Here is a 16,492-nt window from a genome sequence, read left to right as displayed (position 1 = left end):
GCTTAAGATATGGTCTGTAACCTCTACGGTTGCATGGGCAGTAGGAGTAGTTGAAATATTAGTGTTAAACATTTTTATGTAAATTATCGACTTGACTTAGAAAGCGGAGAAGGTGGGATTCGAACCCACGTGCCCAATGAAGGACAACCGCATTTCGAGTGCGGCTCGTTATGACCACTTCGATACTTCTCCAAAAAATTAATACTTTCTTATTATAATGATTTGTTGTAGATTGAACAAGGGGTAAAAGTGATTTTTACCCCTTTTGAGTATACTTTTTTAATAAAAGAGTCAATGCCCTTTGATCAGCCTGGGTCTTAAAATCATTAATAATATACAAATCTTTAAAAGAATATAAGTTAGTAGAAAACTCAGAATCAGAAATCAGAATGTCGTATTTACGTCCTGTTTCGGCTCTTTCTGAGTGAATGGAAAACTTATTGCTAAAATCCTTATCAATACTTTCCAGCATGATATTGGTTTGAAAGTTATTTCGATTGCACAAAATCCCAATTGAAATACGGGCCTGGGAGAAAAGGCGCATCTGACTGATAAAATAGGAGTGAATAGAGACCAACCAGGTTCTGGCTGCTTTCGGTAAAGAAAACCCAAGTATATCTTCAGTGCCCTGTAAAATACTATCTGTAAGAGAACTATTTTTGGAAAGATTATTTTCCTCCCTTAAACGATCAAATAAGATTTTATCGTCAAAAAATGTAATATTTCCTTTAAAGAAAAGAATTGTACTGTGGAGCTGTGTTAATAAGTACTTCCAATTGCGGACAAACTCAGGGTCAACTTCATGGACATCAATGTGATACTTTGCTTTCACTGCCTGGACAACGTTTTCATTCAGTTGAATTACTTGAGGGTTGAAGGTACCCCAATAAGTGGAGTCTAAAAGCAGATTATTCTCCGGCTGTAAAATGAACAAAGCAGATACAAATAAGTACAGATATGCAACCTTATACTCAAAGCATGGGGAAGAATGATTGGCCGATAAGAAATAGACATCTCGGACAACCTGATAAATAGGGTCGTTTATCTGTTCATGGCAAATCTTATTGAGAACCCATTTTGATTCAATTGGGTTTTCTTTTTTGGTACGAGTTTTTAAAATCTTTATCCATAAACATAACTTTGCCTTTGTAGTTGCGGTAAAATTCTGTGAAAGTCTCTTCTCTAACAGTTCTATGAAAAGCAGGCTGCTCTCATCATTTTCCAACGCATCAATCTTGTTTAAAGGAATTGAATTCCAAAACAATTTGAAGAAAAAGTAAGACACCTGGAGTTCATCTCCATAGATTTTTCCACCCCGTATTTTAATATCAAACTCCTCAAGATAAGTATTGAGCCGGGCAATGCATCGATAAATGGATGCTTCACTCAAGGAAAGGGCTTGGGATAACTCATAGATGGAATAGTTGGGATGTTGATATAAATAGGTAAAAAGTTTATAGTCTGTGGATTGTTTCAAATAGTAATAGTAAAGCATATTTAAATTGGTATGATTTGATTTTTTTAAAGAAATACTATTTGCTTCAGGCCGCACCGTTATTTCTAAGTCTAGTTCTAAATGAGACAAAACAAGAGAGAGCTCATTTAAACTATCATAAAATCGAAAGGGCGTAACCTCAAGATGATTCATTAAATCCGTAATATTCGCATGCATATCCACATCTAAAAGATAGCGGATAATCGAAATTTGAAGGCGATCCTTCTTCTCAATTAAATTAAAAAGTTCCATAATTATATACCATCACTTTTCTCTATTTCCATACATTATAGTAACTGATTTCCCTTAAAACAAGAAAATAAGAATAATACTATAAAATTCTCAAAAATTTAATGAAATACAGAAAAAACTGATAAAAATAGAGAAGGAGAGATAGATATAATGAAGCCATATACAAAATGATATTTTAAATGAAGGAGTAAGCGTTATGCATATCGAATTAGATGAGTTGATGGGGCTAAGATTTGGTCAATTAGAGGTAATATCTGCTTATCGAGATGAGAAAAAAAGAATAAAATGTAAGGTAAAGTGTGAGTGTGGAAAAGAAAAAGAATGTTTCTACACAAATTTAAAAAATGGAAGAACAAAAAGCTGCGGACATTTGGAACGGGAAAACCGAAAGACCTATATTGATTTAGCAGGACAAACATATGGCGAGCTAAGGGTGATTCAAAAAACAGAGGAACGAAAAGAAGGCTGTGTAGTGTGGGAATGCCAATGCAGTTGTGGAGAGACGGTTTATGCATCCCGGAGACAATTGGCCCGGGGATATGTCACTCAATGTCATAATCATAAGGAAAAGCAATTGATTGGAAGTGTCTTTGAGTCTTTGACTGTTCAGGATTATAGTGATGAAAGAAAGGCTTTTCTTTGTCAATGCTCTTGTGGAAAAGAAATATGGGCCAGTAAAAAGAACTTATTAAGTGGTCACACAAAAAGCTGTGGACACTTGCGGCACGAAGACTCCCTTACGCGAATAGAGGGCGTTGCAGTCAGCACTCTAAGAAGAAAAAAACCAAGGAACAATACCAGTGGAATTGTTGGTGTTAGTAAAAACAAAAAGCAGAAGTGGGTATCTTACATCACCTTCAAGGGAAAACGCTATACGCTGGGAGAATTTGAAGACAAACGAATCGCAATTGCAGAACGGAAAAAGGCAGAAAGTAAGTATTTTGAACCGTATTTAAGAATGGAAAAAGAATTAAAAATTTAAAGGAGAGCACAGAGGTTAAGCTGTGCTCTCCTGATTTAGTTCTTTCCTGAAATGGAAAGCAACTCTGAGTGTATCACTTGTATTGTGCCGGATTCTACCAGTTCGATGAAAACAGGTGCTAATTCAGGATCAAACTGCTTACCGGATTCTTCCCTCATAATCCTAAGGGCACGTTCCAAAGGCATAGACTGTTTATAGGAGCGTTTGGATATCATTGCATCGAAGCTGTCAGCAATGCACAAAATTCTGGCAGAAAGTGGAATGTCCTCCCCGCCAATTCTTCGGGGATATCCTCTGCCATCATAACGCTCGTGGTGTCCGATAACAGCAGGGATTACATAATCAAGAGAAGGAAGATGCTTAATAATTCCGATGGAATTTTCTACGTGTCCCTTCATAATCTCATACTCTTCCGACGTAAGCTTTCCAGGTTTATTTAAAATATCCTCAGGAATTCCAATTTTGCCAATGTCATGAAGAAGTCCAGCCTCACGAATGATTTCCACGTGATCGCTATCTAAATGAAGCCCCTTTGCCAGCTCAGCTGCATAATAGGCCACGTTTTTTGAATGACCAAAGGTGTAGTGATCCTTCGTATCAATTGCAGCAGTTAAGGCGTAGATTGTAGGTGCATATTCACTGTAGGCCTGACTATTATACAGACTGCTTTGGGATTGGCCGTCGGTCTGGGTATTCTCATCACTGACAGAATACACCTTGATGGTATTTTTGCCAGAGCGTTTTGCATTATAGACGGAGAGCTCTGCATTGTATAATAACTCCTGTGCATTGGAAGCGGTGTAGGGAATTCCGCAAATTCCACCACTTAAGGTCAATACCTTCAGCCGATAATTGTCTGCAGTTGAATTAATATCTTTTACCTGCTCACAAATTTTATCTACAGTCATTTTAGCTCTGTAAATATCATATTCCGGCATAATAAGAGAAAACACTTTTCCTTTGTATCTGGCAGCAAAACCATCCTCTCCCAAGGTGGATTCGATGATGCGGGCAATCTTTTGCAGAGCAATATCCCCTTCTTTTGCACCGTATAACTGATTGTAAAGCGTAAAATCATCAATACTCAAAATGGCAAGAGCCAAGGATTTATCCTTATATTTTTCAACAAGAACATCCAAAGTGCCAAAGAAACACTTTCGATTAAACAGACCGGTTAATTCATCCCGCCGAGCCTCCTCAAAGGCCTTTTCATAGAGCTTTGAATTTTTTACGGCAATCGAGCTAACCGAGCTAATGGATACCAGAAAATCAATATCCTCATGGGTGTACTCACTTTTACCTTTTGCAGACAAAAGAACAATACCAACAAGATCCTCCTCAGTTTTTAGAGGGAGAAGATATTCAATACCCCAATCGTTAAAGAGTCTTTTTTCCTGTTCCCACATAGACTTATAACTTTGAGTCCTTTTAAAGCGCCGGTAACTGATGCAGCCATCATTTTTCTTTAAGAAAGAAAGGATGGGGTGAGACTTTGTTAATACGAAAGAACTGTAACCAAGAGAAGTAGCACTGTGCTGCATAGTATAGTTCCCTTCGTTATCTGTCACACAAATGTATACATTTTTAGCCTTGACGGTTTGCTGAATTACACTTGCCAGCTGTTCCAATATTTCCTGCACGTTTAAAGTCTTTGTGACGCTATGGGTAAACTCTTTTAAGTTCTCCGATTTTCGCAACTCTTCACGTATAAAGATTGCACTGAGAAATTTCTTTACTAATTGATAAATTATCATGGTGCTAATCAAAATCAGGAAAACAAAAACCATCATAATTTTAATGCTTGAGGATTTGTCATGGGAGCTGGGGAAGTAATCAATCCCGCTCACAATAAAGTATGAAAAAAACAGCACAATTAAACCAGTGATGGAGTAGCAAGAGGTTCGTGAAGCAAGAAGCTGTAACCGAAACAACTTTCTCTTGGATAGTGCATAAATCATACAAATAGCATTGAAGAATCCGGAGAGCAAATCAGTAGGAAATCCTCGAAAAAGAGGAAACAATAAAAAGACATGTCCCAGAAACATTATGAAAATACCAATTTCAATCGGAACGAGCTGTTTCCGATAATGCTTATCTTTTTTAGCGGCAATCAATATAAGACCAAGCATATGAAGCAGAACCAAAGAAAATACGATAAATGCCAAAGACACCATCCAATTGAAATCATAGATAAAGCGAATTTGTGTTCCTCCAATTTGCTCAATCCGTGGTGCGGGAATTACTTTCTCGGTTACGACATTGAAAACGTACAACACGCCAAGGAGAAGAAACCAAATCAAATTTCCCTTTCGGTTCTTGTGATTGACATATTCCTGTATGAATAAAAGAAATGCATAAGGAAGTATAAACAGTCCTAGAATCGATGTGTGAAACCAAAAATCAATCGAAGGGAATAGTTGAAGGCGCATACAATAAGAACCACCGGTCCAAAGAAGCATGGCGAGAAGTATTCCTAAGAAAGAGCGCACCATCCTATTTCCAATAGCTGGAATAAAAGTCATTAATAAACATGTATAGCAGAACACGCATAGTATTGAGACCCATTCGTAATTATTCATTTAAACCTCCTGTCTTCTCGAATGCCTGATAGAATACGAAGAAAATGATTCATTTCTGAAAGGGGTGGATTTACTTTTCGGCTAAAAGAATCTCCCTCCGTTTCAAACTGTTCAAAAGTCCCATGTTTTACAAGGGTTATTTTTAATGGATCCATCCCCAAAATGATATTTAAATCCTTATAGTCATGATCCAGATAGCGGAAATAAATACTGAGATGCTCTTTAATAATCTGTTGACTCATTCCAGTTGTAACCATAGAGTCTTTATGCATTTCTACAAAAATGTGCAAAAGAGGTCTCTTTTCATCCAGGTACTCCTTACGTGCCACCCAGTTTTGAATATTTAAGCCAGATAAATCCATGGCTGTTTCAATGGAGGTCTCTGTAATTCTTGTAAAACCAGCAATATCAATTATTGTAGGGATTCGGTCAACGTATTGAAATCTGGGAATAAATGTTTCATCTTCTTTGTTGGTTTTTCCGACACAGCGGTACATATCACCAACCCGGTATCTTACGAAGGCGCCACCCTTTAAAACAGTTAAAACAATTTCATATTTTTCTCCGGGAACAACTTCATCCATTAAAAGAGTTTTGGGCTGATAAGACGGGTCTGCCAAACTCTTCTCCATTTCGTCATCTGGAATAAATTCATAAAAGCATGCGTCAGGAAAGAAATACATCCCTGACCTGGTCCAGGTTTCTGTACCAATAATGGTAGGCTCTGTTCCAGCAAAAAGCTCCATGGGGCGAATACCCCAAAGGTCTTCTAAATCATCCTTATAGTATTGGTTGTCCGTTCCGGCACACATAAAGCCTTTTAATTGAAAGAGATCTTTGGGAGCCATCGAGGTTCCGTTTTTCTTGCAGTTTCTTTGAGTTTTCACGTATTTCAGCAGACGATCCAAAGAAACCCCTGTTAAGGTTTGCTTTAGAGACCCACCCTTTTGTCCGCCGCCACTTAAAGAAGCAAAGCTTTTGCTTACGTAATAAGTTACGCTTCCCAGACCAAAGAAGAATTCGATGCCTTGCTTTAGCCCCAGTTTGAACCCTTTTTTATTGCGTTCACTAAAAGAAAGATTTTGAGCCTCCTCCACAGGCGGAAGGAATTTGATGTCAATCTCTTCCTTTAATAACACGGGAAGGATGCCGGTAGCAAAGGGAAGGGGTGCTAAAGCGTATAGGATATGATCCTTTGCAGAGATATCGAAATCCCCTTTCTTTTCGCTGGTGGATAAAAGAAAGCATGCCATCATATTCTTTTTATAAGTCTCCAGCATACTTTTGGTATAAGGTGCAACTTTAACGGGATTTGTGCCTCCTTCCCAGGTGGTTTGAATCCACAAAACAGGATCCTGGGGAAGCATATCCTTATTCTTTTGTAAAAGAACATCACTGTAATCCCGATAAGTGGTGATGGGAATTGTGTTTCGAAAATCCTCGATATCACTAACGGTTTTTTCCTTTAAAAATTTTTGCCCCAGTCTGCTCTTAGACCAAAGATCAATCTGTTCTAGCAGAAGCCTTTTTTGTATCGTCATATAATCTTCCATAGATAGATCCAGAAAACCACAGTACTCATCCCAAATCTCCTGCTTGTTACCCTCATTAAGTTTTTCCTCAAACTTCATATTTATACTCCCTCCTAAACCCTCCTTGTAATAGTTCTAAGACATTTTCGAATACTGGATAAACTCGGTACTAGAAAAGGGGTCTGATTTTTATAGGTTTGATAATCTTTAAACTGTCTTGGAAATACGTAAATATCCTGCAAACAAATATAAAAAAAGTTGCAGGCACTTAAGAAGAGTCCAAAGTATATAAAATACGAGGCTCTAAGTGTTAGACCTAAAAATAGGTACAAGAAAAGAAACCAAAGAAACCCGGGATGGCGGCAGAGAGCATAAACACCAGAGTCACACACGCTAGGAATCTCGGCATGATCGCGATAAGTTTTTTGAAATGGCAGTGCAAAAAATAGAGTGTATATCAAGAGGAGAAAAAAGCAGAGAGAGAAAACAAACATCAAAAAGACCCTCTCTGAGAATCCAGCTTCTCCATAGGTAGTTGTATAAGAATAGAGGGATGAAAGGATAACAATTATTGAACCCAAAAAGAAAAAAGAGAAAAACACCTTCTTTTTCCAAATTATAGCGTTTATATCATAAATAATGTAACAAATAAACCCAATTAGGCCAAATATTATACCGAACATAGCAATTTCCCCGCAAAATTCATAATTATTTGAATTGTACATACTGTATTGCTATTGTACTAAAAAGTTCTGTGAATTACAAGGTTTATTCGGATTATTCTTCACAAATGACACATTTAGCACGATTGTTTTGTTTATACCACAAATTGTAGTGTTTTGTAATGAATTTTTTCGTAAAAAAGGGTAACAGGTGTCTGGCTTAAGAAAGGGACACCTGTTACCTCGGAAACTGTTTAGTAAGGGGAAATCGTTGTGTATGTTGTTAAGTTGGTTTCAAGAAGGTTACCATCGGTAAAGTTATTCCAATAGAACATACGGTTACGTAATTGTGCCTCTTTTGCAGTAATCCAAAAGCTTGCAGTAGACTTTCCATAAGAAAACTTCATCTGGGAATAGGGGATATAGCACTCATTTTCGGCACTGGATTTCAGAAAACCAAGGCCATTTTCATAGACCAGAATGGTATCAAAGGTTTGCTTTGAAAATAGTGTAATTAGTGTCCCGGTACACATGGGTATAAAAATAATCCATAACCCATTCACGAAGAAATTGACCGTGGATGTAACCCATGGAACATTCATCTTTAAGGCGAAGTTAATTAAAGTCTTTTGTAAAGGCGGGTATTTGGAAAGGGCAAATATTGCCAGAAAGATAACCCACCCGATTATGATTGTTTTTATCCTCCCTCGAATTGTAAAATCACTGGTTAATGTGTGTGTTGAAAGAATTATTCCTTTATTCATTGTTTTTTCACTCCTTTATTGAAATATAGTTCAATATATCAGATTAATTTTAAAATTACAAAGATATGTTGGAAGAAATTATTTAAATTGTGACAGGATCAATAAATCAATATGGAAAAAGCATAGAGGAATCACAAAAAACACAAAGCAAACAAAGGTGTTCGAAATGTGTTTGAATTCGTAAAATATGTTTGATAATATGAGATTGTGTCAATCGTGTGAAAAGAGGTAAACGATAATAAAAATTGGGGTGTTCCAGTGGGGAAGGAAAGATGTTAGAATGTGATTGGGGATATTACTATATGGAGGCAATAGAAATGACAAGTAGAATTTTGTTGGTTGAAGATAATGATCATTATGCGAACAACCTAAAAAGCGAGATTGAGAAAAAAGGTTACGAGGTAACTTATGTATCGAGTCCAGTTGAGGCTGTGGCATCATACGTGAAAGCGCCATATGATTTGGTTGTTTCGGATTATCGTATGGATGAGATGGATGGAATTAAGATGCTGTCTATTTTAAAAGGAATTAATCCAGCAATACGAAGCATCATTTTAACGGCTTTTCCGGAAGAGGACATTGAGCTGCAGGCGTTGGAAGTAAGTGTTGACCACTACCTTAGTAAAGACAAAAGCTTGAATATAACCGTTAAATATATAGAGGATTTATTAGGAAAAGAAATTGTACAAAAGGGATCAGTGGGAAGCAAGCTGATATCCCAAGAAGAAAATCTTGTAATTGATACACAGAAGCGACAGGTTTATAAGGACAATGAGCTGGTGGAGGTTACAAGAAAAGAATACGAGCTGCTGGTGCTGTTCTTAGAGAACAAAGGCGTAGCTTTAAGCCGTGAAGAAATAGCAGAAAAGCTTTGGACGATAGAAATTGAAAATGTAGAATTAAGGGTGATTGATGGTCATGTAAAGCGTCTCCGTGCAAAGATGGGGCTGTTTAGTATTTCATCAGTCAGAGGATTTGGGTATAAATGGAATGAGTAGTAAGAGGTATAGTAGACAGCTGTTAGTTATCTCGATTATATGCTACGCGCTGATTGTATGGCTTATTATAAGTAGTGTTGTGAATTTTAGAGAAAAGTACCGAGGTGAAGAACGGAGTTATATCTCAAACTTACAGGAGAACATTCTGGAATGTGTATATTCTGATGATATGGCAAAGGAGCTCGATCAACTTGTAGCCCAGTATGCTATTGAGGTCATGATATATGATGAAAACGATAATAAAATCTATGGAACCTTAGATTTAGAAGCAGGTACAAAGCTTCATGGAATTGTAAATGATAATGCAAAGGTCTTGGAAAAATCAGAAAAAGTAGAAATCAATGGAAAGCAATGCCGGTTGTGGTATGTGATTTACCAAATTCCTTTTGTTAAAATAATGGAAGGATTTCTATTTGAAATTAATGTTGTTGTGGTCGTTGTATATTTGATTTTTCTGGTTCTGATCATCTGGTTTGAGTTTCGGCTCTTGATTCCCCTTCAGCGAATTGCAAAATCGATTGAAAAGGCAGAAAACAATGAGATTGATGACGGGCATTCAGAAAATCATAGTGATGTTTTAAATGCACGATTAACGAATTTCTTTTTAAAACAAAGAAAGACTTTGAGTGCGGTAAGAACAAAAAACACAGTCCTTGAAATGGATTTGGCATTGGAAAGAGAGCATCTGGAAAATACCATCCAACTATCAAGGGCTTTGGTTCATGACCTAAAGAGTCCTATTTATAATGTTAAGACGGACAATGAGATACAGCTGGAGACAGAGCAGGACAAGCATAAAAGAGCGATGCTCAAAAGAAATATTGATATATCGGTTGAAATTCTAACGGAAATTAATGGCATCCTAAAGGTTCTTCGGGAGGATGTTTACAGTCTGGATAAAACGGTTGAGAAGATTGACGGTGTAAAAGTAGTATACGCAACCCAAAAGCATCATGTAGCTGAGATGCGAAGAAAGAAAATGAGTTTCTTTTTTGAAGGAGCCGAGGAAGAATGGTTTTCACAGAATAAAGTAGGAGTTCAGCTGTTGTTTCACAATATTTTTTCGAATATGGTTCTGTATTCATTAGAAGAATCCTCAATTGAAGTTACAATGGAACGAAGAGGAAATCAGATTGTAATTCTTTCTTATAATAATACAGATGAAAAGAATATACAAAGAATTCAGATTGGTATGAAGTATGATATGGTAAGTGAGGCCTACGTTTCCGACTCGGGAAATGTACACAGTAGTGGGAATGGATTATATCTCATTCGCCAATTGGCCAAATATCTTGGGGGAGAATGTAGTTATCGGTTTGACGATCATACGGTTATAACAGAGCTTATTCTTCCTGACAAGGGGTGTTAAAGTGGGAAAGATAAGATTTTTTACGGTGGCAGTATTGGCAGTTTTTTTGACTTGCTTCTTTGAGGTAAAAGCAGAGGAAGAGGTTGTGGCACCGGGCACTTATATTATTAATGCTATTGCAATGGATGGAGAAACCAAAATTGTTGAGCCGGTTAAAGTAACGGTTATTGACCAAAAAACCATTCTTAACAAGAAGGTAAAGGAAGGGATTAACGGTTATGATTTCGAGCACACAGAAGAAGATATAAAATCTCTGACGGTTGAAGAATTGGTGAAGACGGCAGGTGTACAGGCCTGGTCTCTGGAAGATGGCAGCGAGGTGGCAGTTACCGAAGTGGAAGTTCAGGAGCTGGACAGTATAGAGCGCCATGTAACCTTTAAAACAGCAAAGGGAACCAAGCTGATGGTTTGTGCTTTTGCCAACGGAACAGAGATTTTTGGTCAGAAGGATTACGTAAATATTACGGGAGAATTTGAAGAGCGGAACTGGGAAATTCAATATCGAACTATATTCTCTGTTGTCTTTTTACTTTTAATGATGGCACCGGTTTTGTTGACTATAGCCATTGGAATATTAATGGGAAGAGAGAGAACGGAGCTGGAACGGGTATTAAAGGATACGGGAGAGACAAAAAAGAAGAAGAGAAAGAAAAAGTGGTTTCTTCCTTTTCTGATTCTGAGTGTTTTAGTAACAGGAATATCTGCAACAGCCAAAGAGGCTGGAGGAGAGTATTCAACATCATCGCGGGAAGTGGTTGTAAATGTTAGGGACTATCTGGAGTTACTTGAAGAAAATAAGCTGGAAGACTATATTCGAAGTGTTGCCAATATTCGTATCGCAAAGAATGAAGGAAATGCTCAAGTAGAGCTGCCCTATAGGATTGATTTTGAAGGTGGGGAGCTTCTTACTCAAGTGGATAATGAGGCTGAGAAGAACTTAGTGTCAGAGGCAAAAAATAAGAGCAATAACTTTAAAAAGGAACCCTATGTAACACGGAAGCTAAAGATAGGAGACCATGGGTCGCTTATTCCAATAGGAGTGGGAGTGTTTTTAATATTGACAGGGATACCCCTGGTGTATATTTGGAGAAGTAGAAGAAGATAATAAGGATTAGGAAAGAGAGCGCTTTGGAAAGGCGTTCTTTTTTTGATGCCAATAGAACACAAAAGACACAAAAAGCTCTTAGTGGGCGCATATATAACAAAAAGAATTAATTGCACTACCATGTGTTTGTATTGCAAATGGGGCATTTGATACACTTTAATAGATGCTATGGCTATGGTCATTTGCATCATTACCTTTATTAAAAGGAAGCTTCGCGTAAGCGAATATATACAACAGGCGGGGGCTTGAGAAAGGAAGGAAAATGTATGAGAAAAAAGAAAGGACTAAGTTCTTTTCTGGCATGGTTGTTAGTCGTGACAATGCTTATTCCGAGTCAAATGATTGCGTTGGCTCAGGAGCCAGAAGAGGACGAGAGACCTTCAGAAACTGTGTATACCGTCCAATTTGTTGATGCAGATGGGAACGAATTAAAAGCAGTAGACATCACAGAAGGTCAAGAATTTCCAAGTGAGGAACTTCCTGATTTAGGAGAAGTGCCGGAAGGAAAGGAATTCTGGGGATGGTACACAGAGGCTGAAAGTGAAAAGGCCAATGAAGACATCACGAAACGAGCTACAGAAGTAGACGAGGCATTAGCTACATATAATGCTCTTTCGGATGAGGATAAGGCAGCATTTGATTGCGGAAGCCTATCCAACGAACTCAAAAAAGAGGAAACAGAGGCAACAGAATATGATATTGCCGAGGGGGTAGTGGAAAATATAGTACTTACTCCAATCTATGGAAATGTACAGAAGGAGCTGCCAACCAATCCAGAGCCAGTTGCAATGGCGCCAATGGCAAGTTTTTCAGGTGACAAAATTGAGTTGGAAAATGGAGATGTATTAACTCTTAATGGAACCTCTTTTGATGTGGCAGGTACAAATCCGATATCAGGAGGAACAATTACACCAGGAGTAACTTATGTAGAGATACAGGACGGTGCAACGGTAACGATTGATACAATTGCGGATACAACCATTAAATATGTATATGGTGATAAAGCGACGGCGACCTTTACAGGTGCAGGGAAACTTATTACTGATAATGGATATAGTGATCAGAGTCAAGAAGTAAACCTGAATACTCCCAATATTTCAATCCTGATAACCGGTGCCGGGCTGCGTATGGAATCGACTGTTGCTGGTGTTGCAGTTGAGAGAGTAATAGTTGATGGAGCGAATGTTGACTTTCGAGGAGATTATATAGGACTTTTCGCGAGGGATATTGAAATAATCAACGGAGCTACGTTTTATGCTGAATGCTATGATAGAGATATGCTTGTCAGTACTACGTATAGACCAGTTACAGAGAAGTCGAAGTCAGTATATGGAACAAGAAGTATTCAGATTTTATCAGGAGCAGAGGCAACTTCTATAGGTTATCAGACAGGGTTTTTCTCATATGGTGATTTGCTTATTGATAATGCTACAGTTACAGGAACGGCAGATGGAGCCGGAACGCTAGGAGGAATCTGTGCTAAAGGAGATATGACAATCACAGGCGGTGCACACGTGGAAGGTTACACGAATTCGGATGGAATAGAGCCGCACTATTATACAGCAGGGATTGCAACTCAAGGCACTCTGACAATAACAGGAAGTACAACGTATGTGTATGGCGCTGCGACAAATTCACAAGAATACAGACCTATGTTTGGAATTTGGGCAACGGGGTATAATAGCGATAAAACTATTGAAAAAGATGATCATGATGTTTTAGTTGTTGATAGTGCAACGGTTATCGGACAAGGAGGAGCGGCTGGGATTTGTGTGGGTAGCCGTACATCACATGATATTGGAGCTGTTACTCGTATAACTAATGGAGCTAAGGTTACCGGAGAAGGGTACGGAGCAAATGGAAACTGTGATGGATTTTCATCACTTTCACAGTATTACAGAGGAAAAGTGTTTGTATCTGATTCGGAATTGACAGCAACATCGGTAGGGTTATCGAATGATAGTAATCATTATGCGAATGGTCTTTCAGCAGGTTATCTAACATTGGATAATGCTGTATTAACAGCAACAAGTGCCTCGGTTGGGGGACATGGTATCTATTTGTCATATGATTACAAAAGTACAAATAGTACAGTTGTCTCAACGGTATCAGCAGAAAATCTTCCTCCGGAAGCATATGATAGTAGACCGAGATGTTCATTCGCATCAGTATTTGGGAAATACGAACAGATAAATGGCACGTATACAGGTGAAGGTGGTATTTCTTGTACTGATTCCACAAATGGTCATGTGTTATTAAGTACCACTGGAACAATTGATATTTCGTCTGATGAGACAGGTGTTATAGCTGGAGGGAATCTTTCGGTGAATGATACAAATTCAGACATTACAATTATAGGAAGAACAGCACCAGAAAACAATCTTGTCGGTGTTAACGCAGGAGGAACGGTATCAGTAGATAAAGGAACCTTAACAGCAGTTAAGGCAAAAGATGCCGGAATCATTGCAAAAGGTGATATCTCAGCAACCACTGGTGGAACTATTAGTGGTGCGTGTACAGATTTGGCATCAACAGCAGATGATAAAGGCGGTGTGCTAAGTATAGAAGGAGATATTACTGCAGATAATGGAACGATAAACGGTACTACAGTACATCCATACAGCAGAGAGGCTGGAGATGCTCACGCAGCAGTTCATCCATGCACAGATGGCAAAAAAATAATTTCAAAAAACAATGGGATTGTAAATGAATATTATTCTAATAAATTCCAAAAAATTTATAAGACAGGCTGGCAAACAGCATACGCAGAATTAGGTCTTACAATTCAGGATTCGGAATTTAAAGAGTATACATGGACATCACATGGTGCCACCAACTGGACAGATGGAGCGAATGGTAATATTGAAGTCAATTCTGGTGGAACTGGGCTAAAGGCGACAGCCATTGAGCCAACAGAGTATTTAGTTGCAAACTCAAAAACACCAGCTGCCACAACAGCCAAAGTAACGAAAGATGGAACCAGTGCTCATAATGTAAACTTTATTGTAACATTAGCAGATTCAACCTCAGCAACCCTTAAAAAGCAGGTTAAAAAGGGAGATGCAGCAGGGGATTTCACTGATGATGTTACGGTGAAAGAAGTAAAGAAGGATGATATTTACACTTATAGGGTGGAGATGCATCTTCCAACGACTGGTACAGCTGGATACAACAAGATTGAAATCACTGACACACTTCCGACTGAGCTGACATTATCAGGAACATCTCCTAAGTCAGTAACCGTAAAAGTAGGATCAACCAATCTGACCTTGAATGGTAATGATGTTGAAAATTCTGGAACAAAAGTAGGTGAATTGACATTTACATCAGGAAAGCTGACACTGACCTTGAACGCAGAAGGAGTGAAACTTTTACCAGATGCGGATGCAAAGGTGACGATGGATATTACCGTTAAAGCACTTGCAGATGTGGCAGAAGGAACAACGATTACCAATAAAGCAACCATTGTTGTCAATAATGATGAAAGTACAAAAGATGATAGCAATGATTCGAAAATAGTTGTGATCGAACAACCTAAGGATTTAAAGAAGCAGGTTAAAAATGATTCAAATGTATATGTAGATACAATTACAATCAATAAAGGAACAGAAAAGATTCTTGATTACAAGATTTCCTTTAAGATGCCCTCTACGTTCGCAGGATATACAGACATGATTATAGTAGATGAAGCACCAGCAGGAACAACATTTGAAGCAGGAACAACCTTCAAGGTAGATGGAACAGACATAGGAACAATATCTACAAATAGTGACAATAAGTTGATTAAGGTGGAATTAACGGCTGCCCAGCTTACGGGTTACACAGGCAAAGATGCAGTTCTTAATGTTAAGGTAAAGGTTCCAAGCGACTATTCGGGAGATGCTAAAGACGGGATTGTCAATACTGCTTCCTATTGGATTAATCCAGCAGAAAAGGGTGGTACTGGAACGAATGCATCAAAGCCAGGTGGAACTCCAGATGGCACAACTTCGAATACGGTAAGTATGAATGATGCTTTCAGTGTAACTTATGATGCAAATGGTGCCGCAACAGGAACAGTACCTGTAGACAATGATGACCACACAATTGGTTCAAGAGTCACGGTTAAAGATAATACAGGATCTCTTGCAATACCGGATTACAAATTTACAGGCTGGAATACCAAAGCGGATGGTAGTGGAACCTTCTATGATCCAAAATCATCAGATCAAGATAAAAATTCATTCTTAATGCCAGATGAAAATGTGACGCTCTATGCCCAATGGGAAGTAAGTAAGGACATAGGGATTCTAAAACTGAATGGCAGTGATGGTAATAGCCCAATGAATGGGGTAGAGTTTGAACTTAAGGAAGGTCTTACATCAAAGGGTACTAAGACATCCAATCCTTCAGGCGAGCTTGATTTTACTGGATTAGCAGCAGGAACCTATAAGCTTTATGAGACAAAGACTTTGGCAGGATATCAATTACCATACGGTCATTGGGAAATTACAATATCGGAAGACACTACAACAACTCCCAAGAGTGTAAAGGTAGAATTTGCTGCTAAGAAAGCGTTAAATGGTGGAACGCCTCCAGCAGTTGAATTGGATACGGCAAAGAATAGATACGTAATTTATAATTACAAAACTTATGATTTACCAAAGACAGGATCAACGATTACAGCAGTAATGATTATGCTTATGGGACTTATGATCTTAGGCTTTACAGGTATGGTTTATATAAAAAAAAGGAAGAATAGAGGAGTGTAAAAA

At 38.2% G+C, this 16,492-nt stretch carries 9 protein-coding genes and 1 tRNA gene; 5 read left to right on the top strand and 5 right to left on the bottom strand.

What is annotated here, in order from left to right:
* Positions 1-104 precede the first annotated feature (104 nt).
* Positions 105-192 (bottom strand) — tRNA-Ser (locus NHH15_RS13785).
* A gap of 64 nt (positions 193-256) precedes the next feature.
* Positions 257-1,747 (bottom strand): helix-turn-helix domain-containing protein, encoded by a 1,491-nt coding sequence (locus NHH15_RS13780; RefSeq protein ID WP_262067234.1) that lies wholly within the window; start codon positions 1,745-1,747, stop codon positions 257-259.
* Positions 1,748-1,943: 196 nt separating this feature from the next.
* On the opposite strand from NHH15_RS13780, the gene NHH15_RS13775 reads away from it, so the two are divergent.
* Positions 1,944-2,729, top strand: a complete 786-nt coding sequence (locus NHH15_RS13775; protein WP_262067233.1) for a hypothetical protein — start codon at positions 1,944-1,946, stop codon at positions 2,727-2,729.
* Positions 2,730-2,764: 35 nt separating this feature from the next.
* Here NHH15_RS13775 and NHH15_RS13770 read toward each other — a convergent pair whose 3' ends face one another.
* From NHH15_RS13770 to NHH15_RS13760, 3 genes are all read right to left on the bottom strand, one after another.
* Complete coding sequence (locus NHH15_RS13770) at positions 2,765-5,308, bottom strand: HD domain-containing phosphohydrolase (protein ID WP_262067232.1); 2,544 nt, start codon at positions 5,306-5,308, stop codon at positions 2,765-2,767.
* Positions 5,305-6,939: a GH3 auxin-responsive promoter family protein gene (locus NHH15_RS13765; protein WP_262067231.1), complete on the bottom strand. Its 1,635-nt coding sequence runs from the start codon at positions 6,937-6,939 to the stop codon at positions 5,305-5,307. Before NHH15_RS13765 ends, NHH15_RS13770 begins: the two co-directional genes overlap by 4 nt.
* A gap of 817 nt (positions 6,940-7,756) precedes the next feature.
* On the bottom strand, positions 7,757-8,266 hold the full coding sequence (locus NHH15_RS13760; protein WP_262067230.1) for a hypothetical protein: 510 nt from the start codon (positions 8,264-8,266) through the stop codon (positions 7,757-7,759).
* Positions 8,267-8,583: 317 nt separating this feature from the next.
* Between NHH15_RS13760 and NHH15_RS13755 the strand changes: the two genes are divergently transcribed.
* The 4 genes from NHH15_RS13755 to NHH15_RS13740 all read left to right on the top strand — a co-directional run bounded on the left by NHH15_RS13755 (position 8,584) and on the right by NHH15_RS13740 (position 16,489).
* Positions 8,584-9,264 (top strand): response regulator transcription factor, encoded by a 681-nt coding sequence (locus NHH15_RS13755; protein WP_262067229.1) that lies wholly within the window; start codon positions 8,584-8,586, stop codon positions 9,262-9,264.
* The gene (locus NHH15_RS13750; RefSeq protein ID WP_262067228.1) at positions 9,257-10,633 is read left to right on the top strand and encodes a sensor histidine kinase; all 1,377 of its coding nucleotides are present in this window, start codon (positions 9,257-9,259) and stop codon (positions 10,631-10,633) included. The genes NHH15_RS13755 and NHH15_RS13750 overlap by 8 nt, the downstream gene beginning before the upstream one ends.
* A gap of 1 nt (position 10,634) precedes the next feature.
* Positions 10,635-11,738, top strand: coding sequence for a hypothetical protein (locus tag NHH15_RS13745; RefSeq protein ID WP_262067227.1), 1,104 nt, complete (start codon positions 10,635-10,637; stop codon positions 11,736-11,738).
* Between the two features lie 266 nt (positions 11,739-12,004).
* Entirely contained in the window at positions 12,005-16,489 is a 4,485-nt protein-coding gene (locus NHH15_RS13740; RefSeq protein WP_262067226.1) for an isopeptide-forming domain-containing fimbrial protein, read from the top strand.
* The last annotated feature ends 3 nt before the right edge of the window (positions 16,490-16,492 follow it).

This window comes from Aequitasia blattaphilus (assembly GCF_024721305.1).
GTDB classification, from domain to species: domain Bacteria; phylum Bacillota; class Clostridia; order Lachnospirales; family Lachnospiraceae; genus Aequitasia; species Aequitasia blattaphila.
The sequence above is the reverse complement of the archived record's forward strand: the minus strand, read 5'-3'. Positions and strand labels throughout refer to the sequence as shown.